Origin of the sequence: Plantibacter sp. CFBP 8804, from assembly GCF_014841225.1 — a bacterium.
Classification (GTDB): domain Bacteria; phylum Actinomycetota; class Actinomycetes; order Actinomycetales; family Microbacteriaceae; genus Plantibacter; species Plantibacter auratus.
This window is the reverse complement of the sequence record NZ_JACYTU010000003.1, coordinates 71,802-96,246: the sequence shown is the minus strand read 5'-3', so window position 1 is coordinate 96,246 and position 24,445 is coordinate 71,802. Positions and strand designations below refer to the sequence as shown.

The 24,445-nt window shown below is 71.0% G+C and carries 20 protein-coding genes; 8 read left to right on the top strand and 12 right to left on the bottom strand.

Going from position 1 to position 24,445, the window contains the following annotated elements; genetic code table 11:
• Nucleotides 1-9: 9 nt before the first annotated feature.
• Nucleotides 10-1,746, top strand: coding sequence for a cation:proton antiporter (locus IFU11_RS08550; protein WP_079705195.1), 1,737 nt, complete (start codon nt 10-12; stop codon nt 1,744-1,746).
• A 242-nt stretch (nt 1,747-1,988) separates the two neighbouring features.
• On the opposite strand, the gene IFU11_RS08545 is transcribed toward IFU11_RS08550, so the two are convergent.
• The 9 genes from IFU11_RS08545 to IFU11_RS08505 all read right to left on the bottom strand — a co-directional run bounded on the left by IFU11_RS08545 (nt 1,989) and on the right by IFU11_RS08505 (nt 11,285).
• Nucleotides 1,989-2,228: a hypothetical protein gene (locus IFU11_RS08545; RefSeq protein ID WP_086474520.1), complete on the bottom strand. Its 240-nt coding sequence runs from the start codon at nt 2,226-2,228 to the stop codon at nt 1,989-1,991.
• Between the two features lie 113 nt (nt 2,229-2,341).
• The gene (locus tag IFU11_RS08540; RefSeq protein ID WP_192018677.1) at nt 2,342-3,325 is read right to left on the bottom strand and encodes an SDR family NAD(P)-dependent oxidoreductase; all 984 of its coding nucleotides are present in this window, start codon (nt 3,323-3,325) and stop codon (nt 2,342-2,344) included.
• 103 nt (nt 3,326-3,428) lie between these two features.
• Entirely contained in the window at nt 3,429-4,196 is a 768-nt protein-coding gene (locus tag IFU11_RS08535) for a polyprenol monophosphomannose synthase (protein WP_137242210.1), read from the bottom strand.
• Between the two features lie 92 nt (nt 4,197-4,288).
• Nucleotides 4,289-4,960 (bottom strand): class F sortase, encoded by a 672-nt coding sequence (locus IFU11_RS08530; RefSeq protein ID WP_192018676.1) that lies wholly within the window; start codon nt 4,958-4,960, stop codon nt 4,289-4,291.
• On the bottom strand, nt 4,957-6,141 hold the full coding sequence (locus tag IFU11_RS08525) for a glycosyl hydrolase family 8 (RefSeq protein WP_192018675.1): 1,185 nt from the start codon (nt 6,139-6,141) through the stop codon (nt 4,957-4,959). The genes IFU11_RS08530 and IFU11_RS08525 overlap by 4 nt, the downstream gene beginning before the upstream one ends.
• Before the next feature lie 2 nt (nt 6,142-6,143).
• Nucleotides 6,144-6,992, bottom strand: coding sequence for a DUF4397 domain-containing protein (locus IFU11_RS08520; RefSeq protein WP_137242207.1), 849 nt, complete (start codon nt 6,990-6,992; stop codon nt 6,144-6,146).
• Between the two features lie 80 nt (nt 6,993-7,072).
• The gene (locus tag IFU11_RS08515) at nt 7,073-9,103 is read right to left on the bottom strand and encodes an ArnT family glycosyltransferase (protein WP_192018674.1); all 2,031 of its coding nucleotides are present in this window, start codon (nt 9,101-9,103) and stop codon (nt 7,073-7,075) included.
• Entirely contained in the window at nt 9,100-10,620 is a 1,521-nt protein-coding gene (locus tag IFU11_RS08510) for a glycosyltransferase (RefSeq protein ID WP_228501517.1), read from the bottom strand. Before IFU11_RS08510 ends, IFU11_RS08515 begins: the two co-directional genes overlap by 4 nt.
• Nucleotides 10,620-11,285 (bottom strand): GtrA family protein, encoded by a 666-nt coding sequence (locus IFU11_RS08505; RefSeq protein ID WP_137242205.1) that lies wholly within the window; start codon nt 11,283-11,285, stop codon nt 10,620-10,622. The genes IFU11_RS08510 and IFU11_RS08505 overlap by 1 nt, the downstream gene beginning before the upstream one ends.
• 296 nt (nt 11,286-11,581) lie before the next feature.
• Between IFU11_RS08505 and IFU11_RS08500 the strand changes: the two genes are divergently transcribed.
• The 4 genes from IFU11_RS08500 (at nt 11,582) to IFU11_RS08485 (ending at nt 14,122) form a co-directional block, all read left to right on the top strand.
• A complete protein-coding gene (locus tag IFU11_RS08500) occupies nt 11,582-11,944 on the top strand; it encodes a DUF7882 family protein (protein WP_192018673.1) in 363 nt (120 codons plus the stop codon).
• Nucleotides 11,941-12,774 carry an SDR family NAD(P)-dependent oxidoreductase gene (locus tag IFU11_RS08495; RefSeq protein WP_191940583.1) on the top strand — a complete coding sequence of 278 codons (834 nt, stop codon included), beginning with the start codon at nt 11,941-11,943 and terminating at the stop codon, nt 12,772-12,774. Before IFU11_RS08500 ends, IFU11_RS08495 begins: the two co-directional genes overlap by 4 nt.
• Nucleotides 12,775-12,845: 71 nt before the next feature.
• Entirely contained in the window at nt 12,846-13,019 is a 174-nt protein-coding gene (locus tag IFU11_RS08490) for a hypothetical protein (RefSeq protein WP_191940584.1), read from the top strand.
• 113 nt (nt 13,020-13,132) lie between these two features.
• Nucleotides 13,133-14,122 carry an SDR family oxidoreductase gene (locus IFU11_RS08485; RefSeq protein ID WP_192018672.1) on the top strand — a complete coding sequence of 330 codons (990 nt, stop codon included), beginning with the start codon at nt 13,133-13,135 and terminating at the stop codon, nt 14,120-14,122.
• An 11-nt stretch (nt 14,123-14,133) separates the two neighbouring features.
• Here IFU11_RS08485 and IFU11_RS08480 read toward each other — a convergent pair whose 3' ends face one another.
• Nucleotides 14,134-15,738, bottom strand: a complete 1,605-nt coding sequence (locus IFU11_RS08480; protein WP_371742747.1) for an AMP-binding protein — start codon at nt 15,736-15,738, stop codon at nt 14,134-14,136.
• Nucleotides 15,739-15,810: 72 nt separating this feature from the next.
• Here IFU11_RS08480 and IFU11_RS08475 point away from each other — a divergent pair, with 72 nt between their 5' ends.
• Together IFU11_RS08475 and IFU11_RS08470 are read left to right on the top strand one after the other, a co-directional pair.
• Nucleotides 15,811-16,713 (top strand): hypothetical protein, encoded by a 903-nt coding sequence (locus IFU11_RS08475; protein ID WP_192018671.1) that lies wholly within the window; start codon nt 15,811-15,813, stop codon nt 16,711-16,713.
• A gap of 2 nt (nt 16,714-16,715) precedes the next feature.
• Nucleotides 16,716-17,408, top strand: coding sequence for a TMEM175 family protein (locus tag IFU11_RS08470; protein ID WP_192018670.1), 693 nt, complete (start codon nt 16,716-16,718; stop codon nt 17,406-17,408).
• Between the two features lie 607 nt (nt 17,409-18,015).
• Here IFU11_RS08470 and IFU11_RS08465 read toward each other — a convergent pair.
• Together IFU11_RS08465 and IFU11_RS08460 are read right to left on the bottom strand one after the other, a co-directional pair.
• A complete protein-coding gene (locus tag IFU11_RS08465; protein ID WP_192018669.1) occupies nt 18,016-18,789 on the bottom strand; it encodes an Fpg/Nei family DNA glycosylase in 774 nt (257 codons plus the stop codon).
• A gap of 80 nt (nt 18,790-18,869) precedes the next feature.
• Nucleotides 18,870-23,714 (bottom strand): ATP-dependent helicase, encoded by a 4,845-nt coding sequence (locus tag IFU11_RS08460; RefSeq protein WP_192018668.1) that lies wholly within the window; start codon nt 23,712-23,714, stop codon nt 18,870-18,872.
• A gap of 152 nt (nt 23,715-23,866) precedes the next feature.
• Here IFU11_RS08460 and IFU11_RS08455 point away from each other — a divergent pair, with 152 nt between their 5' ends.
• Nucleotides 23,867-24,436, top strand: a complete 570-nt coding sequence (locus IFU11_RS08455; protein WP_064294286.1) for an NUDIX hydrolase family protein — start codon at nt 23,867-23,869, stop codon at nt 24,434-24,436.
• Nucleotides 24,437-24,445: the final 9 nt, after the last annotated feature.

Sequence of the window (24,445 nt, the reverse complement as noted above, 5' to 3'; positions counted from 1 at the left end):
CTGATCGCTATGGAACTCGGGGTGTATGCGGTCGTCGGCATCGCGGTGATCGTCGCCGTCGCGGCCTTCTCCCGCAAGCTCGGCGTCGCCGCGCCGATCATCCTCGTGATCGTCGGCGTCGGGCTCTCGTACCTCCCGGGCGTCCCGGAGATCGAGGTCGAACCGGAACTCGTGCTCGACGTCGTCCTGCCGCCGATCCTCTATGCCGCGGCGATCAGCGTCCCGATCATGGACTTCCGCCGGAACCTCGCCACCATCACGAGTCTGTCGGTCGTGCTCGTCATCGTCACCGCGTTCGGTGCCGGCTTCCTCCTCTTCAGCCTGCTGCCCGACCTCAACCTCGCCGCCGCCATCGCCCTCGGCGCGATCATCAGCCCGCCCGACGCGGTCGCGGCGACGTCCATCGGACGCCGTCTCGGCCTTCCGCCCCGCCTCCTGACGGTGCTCGAGGGCGAGGGGCTCGTGAACGACGCGACCGCGCTCGTGCTCCTCCGATCGGCGAGCGCTGCGGCTGCCGGCGGCATGCTCACGCCGTGGGCGACGGTCGGCGACTTCGTCTACGCGGTCGTGCTCGCGATCATCGTCGGCTTCATCGCCGGGTACGTCACCGTCTGGCTGCGGTCGAAGCTCAACGACTCCGTCCTCGACACCGCGATCTCCATCGCCGTCCCGTTCGTGGCGTTCATGCCGACCGAGGCGCTCGGTGGGTCCGGCGTGCTGGCCGTCGTCATCGCCGGCCTGTACACGGGGCACGCGAGCTCGGCCGCGTTCTCGGCGCAGGCGCGGATCAGCGACCGCATCAACTGGCGGACCATCCAGTTCCTGCTCGAGAACGCCGTGTTCCTCCTCATCGGACTCGAGATCCGCACCCTCATCGGTGCCGTCGACGCCGAGATCCTGTCCGTCGAGGAGTCCATCGGGATCGGTCTCGTCGCGACGGCCGCGCTCATCGCGCTGCGGTTCCTGTGGGTGGGGCCACTGGTGCTCGGGCTCCGTGCACGAGAACGCTGGGCCGAGCGGCAGACCCTGCAACGGTGGCTGTCGATGGGGTACTCGGAACGGTTCCCGAGACAGAACCGCCGATGGCATCGACGGCGGCGTCGGGAGCGTGCCTACGAGCGGCAGCGCGCCGACCTCGAGCAGTTGCGGTTGGAGCAGATCGACTGGCGAGGTGGCGTCATCCTCAGCTGGTCGGGCATGCGCGGTGTCGTGACGCTCGCCGCCGCACAGTCGCTGCCGCAGAGCACCCCGTACCGCGAGCAGCTCGTCCTCATCGCCTTCACGGTCGCCGTCGTGACGCTCGTCGTCCAGGGCGGCACGCTGCCGTGGCTCATCCGGCTGCTCAAGGTGCAGGGGATCGACGAGTCCGAGGACCGTCGACAGCTCGCGACCCTGCTCGACGAGATCAGCTACGCGGGCATCAGTGTGCTGGAGGATCCGGCGTCGGCGGTCGGCATCGAGGAGGAGATCGACCCCGATCTGCTCGAACGCGTCCGGCAGTCGACGTTCCTGCGGGCGGAAGCCGCCTGGGAACGCTCGCGTGAGTCGGTCTCGCCCAGTGAGACGCACGCCGAGACGCCGCACCGGCTCTACAGGCAGCTGCGCCTCGCCGTCGTGCAGGCCGAGCGCGAGCGGCTCCTCGACGCCCGGGCGCGCGGTGCGTACCCGTCGCGCATCCTCGCCGAGGCGCAGACGATGCTCGACATCGAGGAGACGCGCTTGCGGCCGCCTCGTGCCGACCACTAGAGCTGGGTGACCGTTCTCAGGAGTCCTCCGGTGCGCCGCCCGGCGGGCGGCCCGACACGCCGACGAACTCCTGAGAAAGGGACGTTGCGGTCAGGAACTCGGGCCGGGGTTGGTGATGTTCGCGACGCACTTTGCCTCGCGCCGACCGCTAGAGCTGGGTGACTTTTCTCAGGAGTCCTCCGGTGCGCCGCCCGGTGGGCGGACCGACGCGCCGGCGAACTCCTGAGAAAGGGTCGGTGGGGTCAGGAGCTTGGGCCGGGGTTGGTGATGTTCGCCACGCGCTCCGCCTCGCGCTCGGCCGCGGCGTCGCGTTCGGTCTCCGAACCGGGGTTCGTGATGTCGGCCTCGCCGCTCGCCGCGGGGTCGTCGGCGGCGACGTGCGGGCCGGGGTTCGTCGTGGACGCCACGCGCTCGGCCGCCGCGTCGTCGACGGCCTCGTCGTGTGGGCCCGGGTTGTTGATGTCGGCGTTCTGGTCACTCATGGGGTGCTCCTTCCGAGATCCGCCTGGGCGGTCTCCGTCTCGCGCATCGTCGCGCTGATCCGCTCTCACGGTAGGTCCGTGGGCGGGTGGCTGCAAGGGGTGGCGCCGGCCGATCAGTCGCGGGCGGCGAAGGCGTCGACTCCGGTGAGTTCTCCGGAGAGCGCCCAGAGTCGGGCCGCCTCCTCCGGATCGGTCGCGTGGTCGGCGACACCGGAGGCCGGGGAGACCGCGGTCTCGGCCGGGCCGGCGATGTCGCAGTCCTCGCAGAACACCCCGCCGAGGCCGTCGAGCGACGGTGAGGTCGCGGCCCAGACCTCGGTTGCGGCACCCTGCTCGGGCGACTTGAACCCCGAGACGAGGAGGTTGCCGTCGGCGTCGACCCAGCCGAGCGCCATCATCTCCTCGCGCGGCAGATGGCGCTGCAGCGGCGTGAGGATGCCACCGGGGTGGACGGAGAGCGCACGGACGCCCTCCTCGGCACCGAGCGTGTCGAGCTGGAGGGCGAAGAGCGCGTTGGCCGTCTTCGCCTGCCCGTAGGCCTCCCACTTGTCGTAGCCGTGCTCGAACTGGACGTCGTCCCAGCGGATCCCCGAGCGCTTGTGGCCGCTGGAGGACAACGCGACGACCCGCGAGGAGCCGCCCTTGACGATGGCGGGCCAGAGGCGGTTGACGAGGGCGAAGTGGCCGAGGTGGTTCGTCGCGAACTGGAGTTCCCAGCCGGGTCCGACGCGCGTCTCGGGAGCCGCCATGACGCCGGCGTTCGTGATGACGAGGTCGATGCCCCGGCCCGTGGCGAGGAAGCGGTCGGCGAACGCCTCGACGCTCGTGAGGTCGGCCAGGTCGAGTTCGTCGACCTCCACGCCGTCGATGCCGGCGAGCTCCTCGCGAGCGGTCTCCGGGCGCCGCGCGGGGACGATGACCTGGGCACCCGCGGCGACCAGGGCACGGACGGCCTCGCGGCCGATACCGGAGTAGCCGCCGGTGACGATGGCGAGCTTGCCGGTGAGGTCGATGCCCTCGAGCACCTCCGCCGCGGTGCTCGAGTGGCCGAAGCCGGAACCGATGGGGTGCTGCAGGGTGCGCGTGCGATTGGTCATGCCCTCACGCTACGACTCCGGGGAGGGCGGCGGAACCGGAAGGACCTGGGAAGATGTGCAGCCCTCGTCAGCCCGTGGTCGTCGTCGCCCGCGCCACCTGGTCTCAGCGGGTGGACAGCACGCGCACGGAGGGCAGCGGGTGGCCCTGCAGCAGCGCGCGGACCTCCTGCAGGCGGCGACGCACGCCCCACATCGTGACCTTCTTGAGCGACTCGGAGACGATGCCGCCGCTCATCTTCGACTCGCCCGACACCCGCTCGGTGAAGACGATGGGCGTCTCCACGACCCGGAGCCCGCGTTGCAGCGCCCGCCAGAGGAGATCGACCTGGAAGCAGTACCCCTGCGACGCGACGTCGGCGAGGTCGATGCGACGCAGTGCCTCGCTGCGGAACGCGCGGAACCCGCCGGTCGCGTCGGCGACACCGATCCCGAGGGCGAGTCGCGTGTAGAGGTTGCCGCCGCGACTCAGCGCGAGTCGGTGCGCGGGCCAGTTCTCGACGACGCCACCCGGGACCCAGCGCGAGCCGAGCGCGAGGTCGTGATCGTCGAGGAGCGCGATCAGGCGGGGCAGGTCCTCGGGGTGGTGGGAGCCGTCCGCGTCCATCTCGACGATGACCTCGTAGCCGCGGGCGAGCGCCCAGGCGAAGCCCGCGAGGTAGGCCCCACCGAGCCCGTCCTTCACGGCCCGGTGGAACACGTGCACCTGCGGGTGCTGTGCGGCGAGCTGCTCGGCGAGGAACCCGGTGCCGTCGGGGGAGGAGTCGTCGACGACGAGGATGTCGACCCCGGCGACGGCGAGCGTGCGGTTCACGATCGGCTGCAGGTTGTCGAGTTCGTTGTAGGTGGGGATGACGACGAGGGAGCGGTTCACGTCGGTTCCTTTCGGGTCGTTGGGAGTGGTTCGGAGCGGAGCGGCCCCTCGACAGGCTGATGGGGCTCGGGGACCGGGGGTGGGGAGCGGCGCTACGGGGTCGTACTGACGAGCGAGGCGAAGACCACGTAGTTGTTCGCGTAGGTGTTCGAGGCGTCGTCGAAGGGGCCGTTGCAGGTGATGAGCCGGAGCTGCGCGTCGGGCGTCGGCCCGTAGACCTCCTCGGTGGGGAAGGTCTTCTTCTCGACGTCGATGGCGCGGTCCACGGCGTAGGTGGCGGTCGAGCCGTCGGACATCGTGACCGTCACCTGGTCGCCCGCCACGAGCTGCTTGAGGTGGACGAACACCGCCTCGCGGAGGGTCGTGTCGAGGTGACCGGCGATGACCGCGGGCCCCACCTGGCCGGGCAGGACGCCGGCGCGGTACCACCCGGCGTCCTCCCACTCGACGGGCGGCAGGAGGACACCGGACGCATCGCGCTCGAGCGGTTCGACCGCCGCGTCGACCCCGATCGACGGGATCTGGACCCGGCTCACGCTCAGCGCGCTGACATCGGCGGCCGGCGCCTGGGCGACCGGGTCCTGCTTCGCACCGGCGGCGCCACGGTCGGTCGCCTCCGAGGAGGTGATCGGCCCGTCGGCGGCGTTCGGCGAGGTCGGCGTCTGCCCGGCGTGCGTCGTGGCGCAGCCCGAGAGGGCGAGCGCCGTGAGGAGTGCTCCGGCCGCGGCGAGCGTGCCGATCGTCCGGCGGTGTGCGCGGATCATGAGGTGGCTCCTTCGGTGAGCGGCGGGCACCCGTCCAGCTCACCGGTCGTGAGCATCATGGGCGCGAGGGCTGCCCAGGCGGCGCCGAAGTAGCTCGGCACCTCCTGCGCGAGTTCGTCGGCGGCTCGGAGGTCGTCCGCCGACTCCGGCAGGTTGCCCACCGCGGCACGCGCGGCCGCTCGGGCCTGGAGGGCGAGCGGGTGCACGTCCGAGGTCAGCGGAGATCCGCCGAGGTCGGTCTCCGCCCGCAGCTCCTTCGACCGCGCGAGGGTCGAGGCGAGGCGGGCGGCCGTCGCCCGGTCGGCGGTGTCGCAGGACTCGGCGTAGCGGATCGGGAGTCGGGCCGCGTCGTAGCCGTAGCGGACACTCTGCCCGGTCCCTGCCGCGCCGGGCATGGCGTCGACGGTGCCGTCGGCGTGCACCTGCGCCCAGTCGGGCGGGAGCGGGCTCTCGTCGAGCAGGGTGGTCGTGACCGCAGCGGAACCCGCCTGCAGTTCGGCCCACCGCGGGTCACCCGTCGCCGCACCCAGCACCGAGAAGGCGACAGGGGAGGCGTAGGACGGGTTGTACGCGTAGGGCTCGGTCGCTGCGGCCCAGACGCCGGGCAGCAGGATCCGGCCCGCGGCGGTCTCGGCGGTCATGCGGTCGGCGATCACACCGGCAAGCGTGACGCCGGCATCGGTGAACCGCGGCTCGTCGAAGCGGGTACCGGCGATGACGAGCGCGCGGGCGGCGTCGAGGTCCGCATCGCTGGCGGGTTCGTCGTCGACGACCTCGCCATCGCGCCACTGCCAGGCGAGCAGCCCGTCGGGGCGCTGCAGGTGCCGCTCGGTCCAGTCCCAGATCTCGGTGAAGGACTGTTCGTCCCCGACCCCGGCCGCGACGAGCAGTCCGTAGGCCTGCCCTTCGCTGACCGTGTCGTCACCCTGGTCCCGGCGCACGACGCGGCCGTCGTCGACCCAGTCGGCGAGGAACGCGTCTGCGGCCTCGGTGGTGGTCCGGTCCGTGACCGTCGAGGTCGGGCCAGGCTGACCGTCGGTGTCGGCGGCGCCGGGTGACGCCGCGGTCGGGCCCTGGAGGAGGTTCGCCGGGAACCCGGTAGCCAGGGAGGCGATCACGGCGGTCGCGGTGACCGCGGCGACCGCGGTCGCAGCGATACCGATCGTCTTCTTGGCGCTCATGGTCAGCTCACCGCCGTCCCGAGGTCGCGCACGAGCCGGGCGAGCTTCGCGTCGAGGTCGTCGAGGACGCCCCGCAGCGTCGACGACTCCTTGGCGAGTCCACCGCCACCGGTCTCCACCGGACCCTCGGGAGCGTCACCGGCCGCTGAGCTGTCGAGGACGGGCATGAGGGTGACGCCACCTGCGGCGTTGTCGAGCACGAAGAGCGTGCTCACGGTGCCCGGCGCGAGGTTCACGGAGGCTTCGGCCGCCTGCTTGCCGCCGGTCAGCTCGAGATCCCACGGGCCGGCGGGGACGCTCGCATAGTCGGTCGCCGTTCCGGTGGTGGCGCCCTTCGCGATGGGCATGCCCGTCGAGGTGCTGACGTCGACGCTCTTCACATCGGTCGACGCCTGGATCAGCCGGATGCGCGCCGCACCCTCGGCCGGACCGGTGAGGTCGTCCTCGAACACCTTCGTCTGCAGGTCCTTGTTGGGACCGTAGGCGGCGACGGTGGCCGCTTCCCCGGCCGTGATGGTCACGTTGGTGCTGATGACCGGCTTCGTGCTGTCGGGAGCCCCGGCGGGCACCATCGACACCACGTAGGTGCCGGCGGCCAGGTCGGTGTAAGGGGAGACCTGGCCGTAGGCGACGTCGTCGAGTTCGAACACGGTCGCGCCGCCGGAGAGTGCAGACAACTTCACGTCGACGGTCTTGGTGTCGGCCGAGAGGTGGCCGACGCGGATCCAGCCGGAGCCTGCGGCATCGGTGGTGGCCGCGCTCGCGGCGGTGGTGCCGAAGCCGATGAGTGCTGCCGTCGCGACGGCGGCGAGGCCGCTGAAGGCGAGTCGCCTCGTGGTGGTGGTTCGCATGGTGGAACTCCTGTTCTTCGGGTGGTTCGGGGGTTCGGATGGTTCGGGCGTTTGGCTCGAGCCGGTGCTCGGGAGGCCGGTCAGCGGACGACGTCGGGTTCGACGACCGAGTAGGTGACCCGCACGCCGGACGCCGTCTGCTCGACGCGGTCGGCTGCGTAGTCGCCCTGGATCGAGCGGATGGAGTCGGCCAGACGGCTGTCGCCCGCCTCGGTGCCGGTGCGGAGCACCATCGTCCGGCGCACGTCGCCCGTCTCACCGTCGAGCACCGGGGTGCTCTCGAGCCGGACCGGCGTCGTGGCGAGCACCTGTCCGAGGGCCAGCAGGGCGCGGGAGTCGAGCTGGCCATCGCTCACGGTCTGCGCGGCCTCCGCCGAGACGCTGAGCGAGGGGTTCAGCAGGAGCTGCGCGCCGAGCGCCGCCCGAGCCGCCGTGCGTCCGGCAGCCTGATCGGCCGCAGCGTCCAGACCGTCGGCGTCGATGCGGCGGACCTCGACGGCCTGCGTCCCGGAGCCGAAGGTCGCGACGAGCTCGGAGTTGTCGATCGCACCCTTCACCTCGGGGAAAGTGGTCGGGAAGGTCCGCATCGAGTCGGTCGTGACGATGTAGTCGGCGTCGCGCCAACCGTTGGGCGACTGAGCCTGGACGGCCGAGTCGGTGTCCATCTTGTAGTACCAGATGACGTTGTCGCGATCGAAGCCGCTCTCGACGAGGTCGACCCACATCGCGTCGTCGACGATCACGCGGGACTCCTTCGGCACATTGGTCTGGACCCACTGCTGGGCCTGCCGGACCGGCTTGTCGAGGTCGGCGAGGAGGAAGCCGCGGAGCTGGGTCGCCGTGTTCGGGACGGCGACGACGGCTGCTGCGAGCACGGCGGCGACCCAGACGGCTCCGGCCGCGCGTCCGCCGAGAAGACGACGGCGCGGTGCACCGGCCTCGACGGTCGAGCGGCGACGGAACCGGCGGATGGCCGCGCCGGTCACCCCCATGATGAGGATCGTCATGAACGGCAGCAGCATGATGACGTACGGCACCGGCAGGTAGCCGCCCGGGCGCAGCATGAACAGGCCGAGGAAGACGGTCATCGCGGCGATGACACGCAGCCGCGAGATGAAGAGTCCGGCGACGGCGGCCACCGCCCCGGTGACGAGGAGCGCCGCGTCCAACTGCCACCACATGCTCAGGGTCTTGGCCGACAGGCTCTCGGGGTCGAAGAGGGAGCCGCTGGCGACGCGCGATCCGAGCTGGAAGAAGACGCCGCCGAGGAGGCTCACCCGGTCAGGGCCGGGGATGAGTTCGCCCTTGATGGCGGCGAAGAGCACATACGTGAAACCGATGACGACGACGATCGTCGCGGCGACCGGCAGCGTGTACCGGCGGGTCTCCTTCCGAGCCGCGCGCCACATGGTCCAGGCGAGGAAGGGCAGGGCGAGCAGGAAGGTCTCCTTGCTGAGCACGGCGATGCCGAACGCGGCGGCGGAACCCGCGAAGCCGACGAGCTGGTGCTTGCGGCTCGTCGCGAGGATGAAGGCACCGAGGAGCCAGGGCACCGCGACGTTGTCGAGGTAGACGGTGCGGTGGAACTGCACCGCGAGTGGCGAGATCGCGAACACGAGTGCGGCGACGGCGGCCATGGACCGGCTGAGGTGCAGGCGGCGGGCGAGGACCCACACGAGCACGACGGCGATGAGCGTCGCGACCAGCATGGCCTCACGTGCCGCGACCACGGCGATGTCGTAGCGGTCGAACGCACCGGTCAGCCCCGTGTAGGCCGCGATCTGCAGCCAGCCGAGCGGCGGGTGGTCGTACCAATAGGTGTAGTGGGCGAGTTCGCCGAGCTTCAGCACGCTCCACGCCTGGGCGGTGTAGGTGCCCTCGTCGTCGATGCGCTGCGGGGATCCGCCCATATTCATGGCCTGCACGACGGCGGCGATGGCGAGCACGGGCAGGAGGAAGGCCAGGGTGCGACCGTGGCGCGAGAGCCAGCGGCGCACGACGCCGGGGCCTCGCTGTGCCGGTGGCCCTGAGGTGAGCCAGCCGAGGCGGTCGCTCTCCAGGTGGAGCTCTGGTCGGCCGGGGGCGGCCGGTCGTTCGAGGATGCCGGTCATCGGGTTGCTCCGTTCTGGAGGACGAGCTCGGGTGCGCGGTCGGGCAGGTCGACGGAGACGGGAGCGGCCTCGGTGGCTTCGGCGACCTCCTCGCTGCGGTGGGCGCCGGTGTGCTCCGTCTTCTCCCAGGAGTGGTCGCCCTTCCACTCGCGGAAGACGGAACGGACGGCGGCCAGGCCGAGGAAGATCTGGTACGGGAAGGTGCCGAGGATCAGCCGGGCGTAGTCGCGGAGGCGGACCTTCTGGCCGTAGAGGCGGCCGAACTCACCGAGCCCGGAGGCCTCCACCGCGAGGGTGACGATCGTCGGCGCGAGCGGGATGAAGGTGAGGAGCGCGATCGGCGCGGGGACCTTCGCGAACAGCACCAGCAGGACCGAGACGGGGATGAGGAGGCCGGTCGCCGCCTGGAGGAACGGCATCGAGAGGAGGTACCGGGCGAACATGCGCTGACGGAACGTCGGCAGCTTGCGCCACTCGCCCTTCTTCAGCACCTGGAGGAACCCCTGGTTCCAGCGCGTGCGCTGCTTGTAGAGCGACTTGAGGGTCCCTGGGGTCTCCTCGCGGGTGACGACCTCCGGGCTGTAGGCCACGACGACCGTTGCGCCGGCGCTCGAGAGTCGGACGCCGAGCTCGCAGTCCTCGGCGAGGCAGCCGTCGTCCCAGCCTTCCGACCAGTCGAGCCAGGTCTTCTTCACGAACACCGTGTTGCCGCCGAGCGGGATGAAGCGGGAGTTCGCGTGGAAGTGCAGGCGCGACCGGAACCAGAAGTAGTACTCGAGCACGTTCCGGAGCGACCACCAGCTCGACTGGAAGTTCATGAGCTGCACGCCGCCCTGGACGACGTCGGCGCCGCTCTCGGTGAAGCGGGAGTCCACGAGCGTGAGCAGGCGCGGATGCACCTCGTCCTCGGCGTCGAACACGCCCACGACGTCGCCGCGGGCGATCTGCAGCGCCCGGTTGAGGGCCTTCGGCTTGTTCTTCGGCACGCTGTCATCGACGACGACCTTGATCAGATCGGGGTGCCGTGCGGCGGCCTCGCGGACGACGCGCTCGGTCCCCGGGTCGTCGTGGCCCACGATCGCGATGATCTCGAAGTCGGGGTGGTCCTGTTCGGCGAGGCGGTCGAGGGTCTGGCCCATGACCTCCTCCTCATGCCGACCGGGGACGAGCAGGGTGAAGGAGTGCTTGGCGGGCAGCGGGACTGCGGCGAACCCGGTGTTCTTCAGATGGCCGGTCGACCGCCACGCGTGGAGCATCCAGTAGAGGGTGGTGACGGCGATGATCGTCAGCGCGGCGGCGAACAGCAGCATGGTGCCGTAGCCGAGCCACTCACCGATGCTCCAGGAGCCGGGGTCGGCCGCCGACGTCGGGTCCACCAGGGTGCCGCGGTTCGGCAGCGGTTCCGTGGGTGCCGCGGGCTGCGGGGTCAGCAGGGGAGCGGGCTCGTCCGCGGCGGCGAACGGGCGGGAGGGGATGAGCGCGAGCGCTCCGAGCAGCGGTGCGAGTGCGGGTGCCATCAGGACAGGCCTCCAGAGGTCGGCAGTGCGTGGGTCGGTGCGGGGCGACGAGGGGTCGTGGTGCGCGGTGCGGCGGCGGGTGCCGATGCGGCCGGGTTCGAGACGGGCGCTTCCTGCGTCGTCGTGCTCCGACGGCGATCGGTCGCCGACTCGGCGGGCCGGAAGACGACGAACCGGTAGGCGAGGAATCGGAACACCATGCCGAGGACGAGACCGACGCCGTTGCCCGCGATGTTGTCTGCGAGCGGCGTGGTGTAGCCGAGGACGTAGTGCGAGACGAAGAGACACCCGGCGGCGATCCCGAGGCCGAGGACGTTCATGAGCGCGAAGAGCGCGCCCTCCTTCCACACCGCGCGGCGGTGCTCGGTCCGGAACGTCAGCGCCCGGTTGCCGAGCCACGCGACGATCGTGGCGACGGCGACGGAGATCACCTTCGCGCCGATCGGCTTGTCGTCGAGCACGGTGAACCGGAGGAGGTTGTACACACCGACGTCGACGACGAACGCGGTGCCACCGACGAGGCCGAAGGTGACCAGCTGGGAGACGAGCTTGGGGAGACGCAACGGCTGGCGTGCACGGTGGGGACGCGTTCCCGGAGCGATGGATCGTTCGGGGACGGACGGCTGGCTCGGGTGCACGACGGAAGATTCGGGCTTCACGGTCATGCACGCCGTTCGGGGGCGGCGCCAACCGCGGTTTGGTCGGCGGCGACACCGCCCAGGGCTTTGCCAGGTTCACGAAACAGGGCCGAAATCCCTTGATTTTCCGCGGAAGTTGACGTATTCGCGAGGCCGTGGGGGACAACACCGCGGCCCCCTCAACTGGGCCGCCGCCCGCTCGTCAACCGGCACGACGGCGATCCCTCGGTCGCCTACGATGGGGGCAACGCCCGGTGTGCTCGGGCGTCGTGATGCCCTGATTCGAGGGTGCGCGAGACGACCGGCACAGAGGGAGACATCTGGTGGGAAAGCTGATCTACGGGAGTTCATCGCGTGAACTCGAACTCGACGACCGGATGCTCGCGCACGTGAAGTCGATCGCGGTCATGAAGCTGCGGCGCAACGAGTCCTTCACGATCTCCTGGCCGCGCTCGCTCGAGACCGGTGGCGGACGCGTGACGATCTGGGTGCACCCGTCGATCTCGTTGCAGTTCGAGTTCGACCAGGAGGAGCGTCCGGAGCTCAACCGCAGCTGGCTCGAGTCGATGATGCAGGACGCCAACAAGACCGGCGACCTCGCGATCGGCCGTGAGGTCCCCGACATCGCTGAGCGGGCGCGCCACACCAACGTCAGCGAGCCCCGCCCCCGGAAGTCGTCCGCGTGAGCGACCGGGTGATCGTCCTCACCGGCGCGAGCGACGGCATCGGTGCTGCGGCCGCGAAGGCGTTGACGGACGCGGGCGAGCAGGTCGTGGTGGTCGGGCGGTCACCGGAGAAGACCGCGGCCGTCGCGCAGCGGATCGGGGCCGCCTCGTTCATCTCCGACTTCGCCGAACTGGCGCAGGTGCGGCTCCTCGCCGAACAGCTCCTCGAGCAGTACCCGCGGATTGACGTCCTCGCCAACAACGCCGGCGGCATCTTCGGTGCCGACCGCCAGGTCACGACGGACGGCCATGAGCAGACGTTCCAGATCAACTACCTGGCACCCGCGCTCCTCACCCATCTCCTGCTCGACCGCCTCGTCGAGTCCGAAGCGACGGTGATCAACACCTCGAGTGTCGCCAACCGCCTGTTCGGGAAGCTCGACCTCGACGACCTCGACGCCGAACGGTCTTACTCGCCCACGCGCGCCTACGGCAACGCGAAGCTGGCGCAGATCCTCTTCACGAAGGAACTCGACCGTCGGTACGGTCCGCGTGGACTGTCCGCGGCGGCGTTCCACCCGGGGGTCATCTCGACGAACTTCTCCAGCTCGCCCGACGGCGCGATGCGGTTCCTCTATGCGAACCCGCTCGGGCGTCGCCTGCTGAACACCCCCGAGGAGGGCGCCGACACGCTCTTCTGGCTCGCCGAGAGTCAGCCGGGACTCGACTGGACCTCGGGCGGCTACTTCGTGAAGCGGAAGCCCGCACGCACGAACAAGCTCGCCGACGACGTCGCCCTCGCCCGCGGGCTCTGGGAACGGACCGAGGAGCTGCTCGCCGAGCACCGCTGAGCGGGCCCGCCGGTTCACCGCAGCGGCTCCCGCGTCACCGGGTCGTGGTGACGGGAGCCTAGGCTGGTGGGATGCGATGGAACGAATGGACGACGGCGCTCGTCGTCGCCGGGATCCTCGCGCTCGCCGCGCTGCTGATGCTCGTGGTCCTCGGACCCGAGGCGCCGGTCGTGTGGGGACTCGTCTCCGGGGTGCTGCTCGCCCTCGTCGTCGGCGCCATGGCGTTCGTCAAGCGCGAGCGCTGACCCAGTCCGGGTAGACCTCTCCCGGTCACTGAGCTTGTCGAAGTGCCCACGACGGACCTCCCGATCCTGGGAAGGCCTGGGCGAGTCGGGGGACGGTGCGCGAGGATGGACCAATGACGACGAAGCGCATCCTGTTCATCGGCGGCAGTGGCATCATCTCCTCGGCGTCGGTCGCCAGAGCGGTGTCGCTGGGCCATGACGTCACCGTCCTGAACCGCGGCCTGTCCCACGTCCGCCCCCTCCCCGAGGAGGTCGAGCTCCTCCGCGCGGACGTGCGCGACACCGACGCGGTGACCGAGACGCTCGGCTCGCGCGAGTTCGACGTCGTGGCGCAGTTCACCGCGTTCACGCCGCCGCAGGTGCAGGCGGACATCGACCGCTTCGCCGGTCGGATCGGCCAGTACGTGTTCATCAGCTCCGCGTCGGCCTACCAGAAGCCGCCACAGCGCCTGCCCGTCGTCGAGTCGACGCCGCTCCGGAACCCGTTCTCCCAATACGCGCGCGACAAGATCTCCTGCGAGGACGTCCTCGTCCACGCCTACCGCGAGCAGGGGTTCCCGGCGACGATCGTGCGCCCGTCACACACCTACGACCGGACGCTCATCCCCACGATGGGCCGGCGCACCGACCTCGACCGCATGCGCGCGGGCAAGCCGGTGGTCGTGCACGGCGACGGGACGACCCGCTGGACCATCACCCACACCGAGGACTTCGCGGTCGGGTTCGTCGGCCTGCTGGGTCGTCGCGACGTGCTCGGGGAGGCCTTCCACATCACGGGCGACCACGCACCGAGCTGGAACGACATCACCCGGTGGATCGCGGAGGCGGCCGGCGTGGAGGCCGACATCGTGCACGTGCCGTCCGACGTCATCGCGGAGGTCCACCCACCGCTCGGGCCGACGCTCCTCGGCGACAAGGCGTTCCCGATGGTCTTCGACAACACCCGCATCCGCAGTCTCGTCCCGGAGTTCCGGCCCACCATCCCGTTCTGGGACGGCGCGGCGGAGATGGTCGCCTTCCACGACGCGAACCCGCACTGGCAGCCGGCCGAACCGGAGCTCGACGCGGCCTTCGACCGGATGGTCGCCGCCGTCGGTCACTGAGCGGCAGTCGGTCACTGAGCCTGTCGAAGTGCCTCCGCGGCCCGGAGGTCCTTCCGGAGGATCTTCCCCGACGCCGACTTCGGGATGACGTCGACGAACGCCACGCGCCGGATCTTCTTGTGCGGGGCGACCCGCTCAGTGACCCACGCCATGAGCGCCTCGGCGGTGACGTCCTGGCCCGGCTGCAGGACCACGAACGCCTTCGGCACCTCCTGGCCCTCATCGTCGAGCACCCCGATGACGGCGGCGTCGGCGATCGCCGGGTGGCCGAGCAGCAGCGCCTCGAGTTCCGCCGGCGCCACCTGGTAGCCGTGGTACTTGATGAGCTCCTTCAACCGCTCGATGATGCGCACGGTGCCGTCACCGCGGACGGTCGCGATGTCGCCGGTGTGGAGGAAGCCGTCGGCCTCGAGGGTCTCGCGAGTGGCTTCCTCGTTGCCGAGGTACCCGAGCATGACGTTCGGCCCCGCGCAGAGCAGCTCGCCCGCTGCGCTCTCCTCGTCCGAGCCCTCGGCCGGGTAGTCCACCTCGGCGCCGGTCTCGGGATCGACGATCCGGCACTGCATGTTCGGCAGCGTCGTGCCGACGCTGTCGAGGGACGCCCCCTCGGCCTGGAACGCGATCGCGTGACTGACCGGGCTGAGTTCGGTCATGCCGTAGCCCTGTCGCATCCGACAGCCCAGACGCTCCTCGACCGCCCGCCCGAGCGTCGCGTCCAGGGGCGCGGCACCGGAGAAGATCGTGTGGACGCTCGAGAGGTCGAACTCGTCGACGAGCGGGTGCTTCGCGAGCGCCACCGCGATCGGCGGGGCGATGAACACGTAGCTGCAGCGGAAGTCCTGGATGATCCGGAGGAACTCAGCCAGGTCGAACCGCGGCATGGTCACGAGCGAGGCGCGCCGCGACAGGGCGAGGTTGAGGAGCACGGTCATGCCGTAGATGTGGAAGAACGGCAGGACCGCGAGGATCCGGTCGTCGGCGACCATGCCGAGCTGCGGGATGGACTGCTGGACGTTCGCGACGAGGTTCCGGTGCGAGAGCATCACGCCCTTCGGCCGACCCGTCGTGCCGGAGGAGTAGGGCAGCACCGCCACGTGTGTGGCCGGGTCGAACGAGACGTCCGGTGCGGGGAGGCGGCGCAGGAGGAGGTCGCTCAGCGACGCGTGCCCCTCCGCGCCGTCGAGGACGACGACGCGGTCGGAGGGGATGCCGCAGGCGCTCGCCGCAGCCCAGGCCTGGGGGAGCAGCGGGGAGACGGTGAACAGCATCGTCGCGCCCGCGTCCCGCAGCTGCGCCTCGATCTCCTCGGCGTTGTAGAGGCCGTTCACCGTCGTCGCCGTCGCGCCCGCGCGCAGGATGCCGTGGAACACGGTCGCGAAGGCGGGGACGTTCGGCGCGTGGAGGGCGACGACGTCGCCGACCCCGATGCCGGCCGCCGCGAGGGCGCCGGCGAGGGCGTTGATCTGGCCGATGAGCTGTCGGTAGCTCGTCTCGGCGCCGGTCGTGCCGTCGCGGAGGGCGATGCGGTCGAGGTCGCTCGGGGCGATGCCGCCGAACAGGGTGTCGTAGACGCTCAGGTCGGGGATCTCGACGTCGGGATGCGGGCTGGTGAACACGAGTGATCTCCTTCGAACACCGGTGATGGTGGAGTGAGTCTATCCACGCCGGGTGCTCGTTAGGCTGAACCCGTGAACGCGTCCCGCCCCATCCTCGGTCTCCTGCTCGACGTCGACGGCCCCATCGCCAGCCCGATCACTCGGACGATCAACGTCCCGAGCATCGCGCAGGACCTCGCGACGCTCGCGAACGCCGGGGTCCCGATCGCCTTCAACACCGGGCGGAGCGACGCATTCCTCCGCGAGGTGGTCGTCCCACCGCTCCTGGCCGCCGGGCTCGCGGACGACGTCCGCCTCTACGGCATCTGCGAGAAGGGCGCCGTGTGGTTCGGGTTCTCGGCGGCGGGGGTCGACGAGCTGAGCCTCGATCAGGACGTCGCCATGCCGGAGGGGTACGGCGACGTCATCGAGCGCCTCGTCGACGAGCGGTACGCCGAGACGGTGTTCTTCGACCACACCAAGCGCGCGATGGTCTCGGTCGAGCAGCACGTCGAGGTGCCGGCAGCGGACTACGCGGTCGTGCGGAAGCACTTCGACGACGACGCCCGGGCCGAGCTCGCCCGACGCGGGTTCGGGGTCGAGCACGCGCCCGGCCGCTACCCGGACGACGCCGGCCTCGTGCAGTACCGCATCGATCCCACGATCATCTCCACCGACATCGAGTCGGTCCGGCTCGGCAAGGACCTCGGCGCCGAGCGCGCGCTCGAACTCCTCGAGGCCGACGGCGGTGCGCTCCCGGTCGCCTGGCGCACGGTCGGCGACTCCCGGAGCGACTACGCGATGGCCGACTGGTTGTTCGAGCACGGGTTCGAGGTCGCGCACGTTGACGTCCGCCCCGCCGACGGCGTGCCCGAGAAGCCGTACCCGGTGCTGACCCACCCGACGCTCATCCACGACGAGGCGGGCGCGGCCTTCCTGGCCCGCTGGGTCGCCATGGTGCAGGGGACCGCGACCGACGACGCCGACGTGAGCTGACGATGGCCGGCGAGGATGGGCGTCCGACGGGCCGCCGTCGACCCGGTCCGACGACGGAGCGAGGGCTCGACCGCGTCGTCAACTTCAGCGACGCCGTCGTCGCGATCGCGATCACGCTCATCATCCTCCCGCTCGTCGACCTCGCCCAGGAACACGACGACGGCTCCGTGGTCGCGTTCTTCGGCCACAACTGGACCGGCCTCGCCGCGGCCGCGCTGAGCTTCGTCGTCATCGCCAACTTCTGGCGCGACCACCACCGCCTGTTCGAGCGCACCGTCGGATACTCGACGCGGCTCGTGACCCTGAACTTCGTCTGGCTCGCCGGGATCGTGTTCCTGCCGCTGCCGACGGTGCTCCTCTTCGACGGGACGGGCGACGACCGCGGCGCCCCCACGCTCTACATCGCGACGATGCTCGTGTCGATGGTCGCGGTACGGCTCCAGCAGGTGGTCGTCGAGCGCGACGGGCTGCTCAGCGACGAGGCGGCAGCCGCGCCACGCCAACCATGGGTGCTCGTGTGGTTCCCGATCGGCCTGATGCTGCTCGCCGGCGTCCTCGCCGCGACGGTGCCGGGGCTCGGCGCCCAGGCGCTGTACCTCCTGCTGCTGTCGCTCCCGATCGGGTGGATCAGTGGCCGGCGGCACCTGGGCGCCCCTTCGACAAGCTCAGGGACCGGGGAACCTTCCGGTCTCTGAGCCTGTCGAAGGGTGGGGTGAGTCGGGTGGGGCTGCACTTCGACAGGCTCAGTGACCGATGAAGATGGCTCTCGGAGACCGGTGACCTTCTGGTTCGTGAACATATTCCGGTCCCTGAGCTTGTCGAAGGGTGGGGTGAGTCGGGCGGGGCTGCACTTCGACAGGCTCAGTGACCGATGATGATGGCTCTCGGAGACCGATGATGATGGCTCTCGGAGACCGGTGATGATGGCTCTCGGGGACCGGTGACCTTCTGGTTCGTGGACATATTCCGGTCCCTGAGCTTGTCGAAGGGTGGGGTGAGTCGGGCGGGGCTGCACTTCGACAGGCTCAGTGACCGATGATGATGGCTCTCGGAGACCGATGATGATGGCTCTCGGAGACCGGTGGTGGTGGCTCTCGGGGACCAGTGACCTTCTGGTTCGTGGACATATTCCGGTCCCTGAGCTTGTCGAAGGGTGGGGTGAGTGGGGTGGGGCTGCACTTCGACAGGCTCAGTGACCGGTGGTGGTGGGCTCGGTGACCGGTGGTGGTGGGCTCGGTGACCGGTGGTGGCGGGCTCGGTGACCGGGGATGGTGCCTCAGGGACCGGCAGCTTGCAGTCGGGTCAGGTCTGGCAGTGGGGACACCAGTAGGTGTCGCGGAGGGCGGTCGGGTCGGCGCCGAGTTTGCCCCGCTGGATCCGGGTGCCGCACCGCAGGCAGCGCTGGCCGTCGCGCCCGTACACCCAGGTCTTCCGGCCGGGCCGCGTGTCGCCCGTCGTGACCCGGTTGCGGCGGTCGCGGTTGGCGTTGATGAGCCGGTAGCCGAGGCGTACGGCACCCGGCAGGTCGACCTCGGCGGCGGGCCTCGTCGGGAGGACGCCACGGATGAAGCACAGCTCATTGACGTACTCGTTGCCGAGCCCCGCGAGGTTGCGCTGGTCGAGCAGCGCGACGTGGATCTCGCGGCCGTCGGCCTCGAGGTTGTGGATGGCGCGCTCCTCGTCCCAGTCCGGACCGAGGAGGTCGGGACCGAGCCAGCCGAAGCGCTCCTCGTCCTCGCGGGAGGGGAACACCTCGACGAGGCCGAGTTCGAACCCGACCGTCACCCAGTGCTGCGTCGACACGATCGCGCGGGCCTTCCACGCCGGTCGCCGCCAGTGCTCGCCCGGCTGGTAGACGTGCCACAGCCCCTCCATCTTGAGGTGCGTGTGGAGGGTGTGGTCGCCGATGTGGTGCAGGAGGTGCTTGCCACGCGGGATGACGTCGTGGACGACGTCGCCCCGCAGGTCGACGGTCGCGAAGGCGGGCACCCGCAGGTCGAAGCCGGTGACGACCTCGCCGGCGAGCGCCTGCCGCAACCGGTGCGCGGCTTGGAAGACCGTGTCACCCTCTGGCATGAACCGCTCCGTCCGTTGCGGATACGGTGCCACCGGCACGGTGTCCGGCGCAACCCGTGGCGGAACGGCCGTGCGCCGGTTCACCCACGCCGGAGTCGCAATCCACGTGGCGTCTCGACGAATCCGGCGTCGCGCAGGGCGTATCCCGTCGGGGTGCCGAGCACGAAGGCGCCGTTGACCTGCTCGATGCCGAGTTTCTCGATGCGACCCGCCCGCACCGTCGCCGCCAGGGAACGCGCCCCGGCGCGGAGCTGGTCGTCGTCCTCCGAGAACACGAGCGCCGTCTTGCCGCCGCGTTCCAGGTAGTAGACCGGTGCTCCGTCGACGAGGACCACGAGCGCACCCGCCTTCCGTCCTGGCCGGTGCTTCACCCCGGTGACCTCCTGGCCCGGCCAACCGAGGGCGGCGCCGTAGGGATTCGCCGGGTCGGTCGCGGCGAGCGTGACGGCGTCGAGCGGTGGTTCGTCGTCGGTCCGGATGAACCCGCGCAGGCGGTCGACGGTGCCGGAGGACGCGAACTGCGCCCCGCCGAGACGCTCCACGAAGTACCCGCGACGGCAGCGACCGTTCTCCTCGAACTGCTTCAGCACGCGGTAGGCGAGGGCGAAGCCGCCCGTCACGCCCTCCGCGACGACGGAGCCGCGCGTCACGACGCCGTAGCGCTCGAGCAGGGTCTCGCCCGTGGCGACGGCACGGATGGTGGCGTCCTGCTCGGCCAGCGGCAGGATCGACCACCGGCCGCCGAGGGTCTGGCTCGCGCGCGTCGACATCGAGGGACGTTGCAGGTTGCGCCCGCGGTACAGCTTCGAGCGCGGGGTCTGCCGTTGCACCCGGTGCGCCGAGTTCCCCGAGCCGGAACCGACGAGCGTGCGGAGCGGTGAGAAGGTGTCGTTGGTGACGAGCCCGGCCCACACGAGCTCCCAGAGGGCGTCGACGAGGAGCTTGTCGTCCGTCGACCCGACCGACTCCGCGAGCTGCCGGAAGAAGTACGCGCCGCCCCCTCCGAGTGTCGCGAGCAGTTCGGTCTGCAGGGCGTCGGGGGTGTGCGGCGTCGGAGCCAGCGGCAGCGTGAGGGGTGCCGTGTCGGCGAGGTGGAGCGCGACCCAGCCGTCGTTGCCGGGGATCGAACCGCTGCCCGACCACACGACCTCGCCCGTCGCGGTGAGCTCGTCGAGCATCGCGGGACTGTAGTCGGCGACGCGCGAGGGGAGGATCAACGACTCCCAGGCCGACGCCGGGATGGGCGCGCCGGCGAGCTGGTCGATGACCGTCGCGACGCCGTCGACGCCGCGGAGCGTCCCGCCGAGGTGCTGCCACACCGGCAGGAACCGGGCGAACGCCTGCTGCTCGACGGGCTCGACCTCGTGCCGCAGCGCGGCGAGCGAACGGATGCGGAGCTTGCGCAGCACGCCGGCGTCGCACCACTCCGTCGCATCGGTGGGGCTGCGGTCGGTATCTTCGTCCTCGCCCACCTGCTGCCGACCTGCGGGGAGGAACTCACCCTTGACCACGCGGCCGGCGTCGGCCAGCCGGGCGAGCGTGTGCTGGACCACCGCGGTCCCGAGACCGAAGCGCCTGGCGGTCTGCCCGGTCGTGAACGGCCCGTGCGTGCGCGCGTGGCGGGCGAGGAGGTCGCCCAACGGATCGGCGACCGGCTCGGTGAACGCGACCGGCACGCCGATGGGCAGCGGGGTGCCGAGCGCGTCGCGGAGTCGGCCGGCGTCCTCGATCGCGGCGAAGCGCTCCTCGCCGGCGATCGGGACGCGGATGACGCGCTTCGAGCGTTCGAGTTCGGCGACGGCGGCAGCCGAGCGAGCCGGATCGGGGGCCCAGGCTTGCGGGTCGTCGCCACGACTCGCCTCGCCGTCGGCGGAGACGGTGACGCCGTCGAAGGTCGTCCGGGCCGCGATCTCGTCGATGGTGAGCGGGCCGAGCATCCGCAGCGCGTCGGCGACGCCCTCGACCCCCTTGAGTCGTCGGTCGGGGTCGAGACGTTGCAGCTCGAGCGCGGTCTGCTCGATGACGCCCGGGTCGAGGAGTTCGCGGAGTTCCACCCGACCGAGGAGCTCGCCGAGCATGGTGCTGTCGACCGCGAGAGCCGCGGCCCGGCGCTCGGCCAACGGGCTGTCGCCCTCGTACATGAACGCGCCGACGTAGCCGAACAGGAGCGAACGGGCGTAGGGCGAGGGCTGATCCGTCGTGGTCTCGATGATGCGGATCGCGCGCGACTGCAGCTCGCGGGCGAGGTGGTCGAGTGCCGGGAGGTCGTAGACGTCCTGGAGACACTCGCGGAGCGTCTCGAGGATGATCGGGAACGTCGGGTACTGCTTCGCGACCTCGAGGAGCTGCGCCGACCGCTGGCGCTGCTGCCAGAGGGGCGAGCGTTTCTGCGGCGAGTAGTTCGGGAGCAGGAGGGCACGGGCGGCGCACTCGCGGAACCGCGAGGCGAACAATGCCGAGCCGCCGACCTCCTGCGTGACGAGGGCGTCGAGCTCCTCCGGTTCGAAGACGAAGAGTTCCGCTCCCGGCGGCTCGCTCTCGGTGTCGGGTAGGCGGACGATGATGCCGTCGTCGCTCGCCACCGCCGAGCCGTCGACCCCCAGCCGCTCCTGCACCCGGGCGCCGACCGCGAGCGCCCAGGGGGCGTGCACACGGAGTCCGTAGGGGGAGTGGAGGATGACCCGCCAGTCGCCGAGTTCGTCGCGTGAACGTTCGACGACGAGGGTCGTGTCGTTCGGGACGACGCCCGTCGCCTCGCGCTGCTCGCGGACGTAGGCGACGAGGTTGCTGATGGCTCGCTCGTCGAGGCCGGCCGCTTCGAGACGTGGGGTGGAGCCCGTTCCGGTGGTGTCGAGCTCGCGCACGAAGGCGCCGATGGCGCGACCGAGCTCGGCCGGGCGACCGATGCCGTCGCCCTTCCAGAACGGCAGGCGCCCCGGCTGGCCGAACGCCGGCGTCACGAGCACGCGGTCGTGGGTGATCTCCTGGATGCGCCAGCTCGTGGCGCCGAGGGCGAAGACGTCGCCGACGCGGGACTCGTAGACCATCTCCTCGTCGAGCTCGCCGACGCGCGCGCCGGCACCCGACTCGCCGACCATGAAGACGCCGAAGAGCCCGCGGTCGGGGATGGTGCCGCCGCTCGTGACGGCGAGGCGCTGCGCTCCCGGTCGCCCGGTCAGGACCCCGGCGTCGCGATCCCAGACGATCCGCGGGCGCAGCTCGGCGAAGGCGTCGGAGGGGTAGCGTCCGGCCAGGAGGTCGAGCGTCGCCTCGAAGGCCGAGCGGGGCAGGGAGGCGAACGGGGCACTGCGCTTGACCGTCTCGAACCAGTCCTCCACGCCGAGTTCGTCGAGCGCGACCGCAGCGACCGTCTGCTGCGCGAGGATGTCGAGCGGGTTCGAGGGGACCTCGATAGCCTCGATGAGCCCGGCCTCCATCCGCTCGGTCGCGACCGTGGTGCTGATGAGGTCGGCGCGGTGCTTCGGGAACAGGACGCCGCGGGAGACCTCGCCCACCTGGTGGCCGGCGCGGCCGACCCGCTGCAGGCCGCTCGCGACGCTCGGCGGGGACTCCACCTGGATGACGAGGTCGACCTCGCCCATGTCGATGCCGAGCTCGAGGCTCGAGGTCGCGACCACGCAGCGCAGGCGTCCGGACTTGAGGTCCTCCTCGATGCCCGCGCGCTGCTCCTTGGAGACGGATCCGTGGTGGGCGCGTGCGAGGAGGGGGATGTCGTCGTCGCTCTCCTCGGTTGCCGGCCGGGCGGCTGCGGCCGCGACGCTCGTCGAGCCTCGGGTCTGGCCGCTCTGGGCCATGAGCTGCGCCGGTGGACGCCCGGCACCGGGGGTTGTGAGGATGGCGTCGCTGAGTCGGGCCTCGTTGATCTCGTTGAGCCGGGCCGTGAGCCGCTCCGCCAGCCGACGGGAGTTGGCGAACACGATGGTGGAGCGGTGCGCGAGCACGCGGTCGACGATCGCCTCCTCGACGTGCGGCCAGATGCTGCCGACGCGGTCTTCGCCGCCGCCGTCGCTGTTCGGGGTGTACCCGGTGAACCCGCCACCGCTGCCGTCGTCGTCGGCCTCGCCGGGTGTCCGCATGCCGGCGTCGGGGTCGGTCATGTCGTCGACCGGGACGACCACGTGCAGGTCGAAGGTCTTCGCGGCCGGCGGGGCCACGATCTCGACCGGTGCGCGGCCTCCGAGGAACCGCGCGACCTCCTCGGCGGGGCGCACCGTGGCGGAGAGCCCGATGCGCTGCACGGGCTTCTCGAGCATGGCGTCGAGCCGCTCGAGCGACACCGCGAGGTGCGCGCCGCGCTTCGTCGAGGCGACGGCGTGGATCTCGTCGATGATGACGGTGTCGACCGTGCGGAGGGTTTCCCGCGCCGCGCTCGTGAGCATGAGGAAGAGTGACTCGGGGGTGGTGATGAGGATGTCCGGTGGCTCTTTGGCCATCGCCCGGCGGTCGGCGGACGGGGTGTCGCCCGAGCGGACGCCGACACTGATGGTGGGTGGCTCGGTGCCGAGGCGGCGTGCCGCCTGGGCGATGCCGACGAGCGGGGTGCGGAGGTTGCGCTCGACGTCGACGCCGAGGGCCTTCAGCGGCGAGATGTAGAGGACACGGGTGCCGCGGGAGCGCTCACGTTGGGCGGCGGCGGCCTCCGCTTCGTCGGCCTCGAGCCCGGTGAGCGGGACGCCCGTGCGCGGCCGGACGGCGTACTCGGCGATGGCCTCGGAGAGCAGGCGGTCGATCGACCAGAGGAACGCTGACAGGGTCTTGCCCGAACCGGTCGGCGCGACGACGAGGGCGTTGGCGCCGCGGGAGATCGCGTCCCAGGCACCCGCCTGCGCCGGCGTGGGCGCGACGAACGCCCCCTCGAACCAGTCGCGCGTCGCGGGGGAGAAGCGCTCGAGCACCTCGGTCATGGGTTCCATCATCCTGCACCCCACCGACACCGCGACCGGCGTCGCGCGCGGCCGCGTGGCCCCGTATGATCCCGCCGCGGGTCGGGCGCGGTGTCCGGTCGAACCGCCGCCCACCTGGATCGCCGCTCGGCTCCATACGGTATGAAGGAGCTATGAGCGTTCGCACCCCTGATCCCAACCCGGAACCCGATCTCCCCGGCAATTCCAATCCGGGCTGGCTGTCGGACGTCGAACTCGAGGAGATCCGCCGCCGGCTCCCGCTGCTGTACGTGGAGGCCGTGCCGGTCCGCGTCGACGGCTTCGGCGTCGTCACCGAGGTGGGCGTCCTGCTCCGGGCCACCGCGCTCGGCGAGATGACGCGCACGCTCGTCTCCGGTCGCGTCATGTACGGCGAGACGATCCGCGACGCGCTCTTCCGTCACCTGGAGAAGGACCTCGGTCCGATGGCGTTCCCGCTGCTCCCTGCGTCGCCCGTGCCGTTCCAGGTGGCCGAGTACTTCCCGTTGCCGGGCCTGTCGCCGTACTCCGACGACCGGCAGCACGCCGTCGCGCTGGCGTACGTCGTCCCGGTGACCGGCACCTGCGAACCCCGCCAGGACGCGCTCGAACTCACGTGGATGACGCCCGAGGCGGCGTCCTCCGACGCCATCGCCGCCGAGATGGAGGGCGGCCGAGGCACGCTCCTCCGCGCGGCCCTCGCCTCCGTCGGCCGGCTGCGCTAGCCCTTCGAC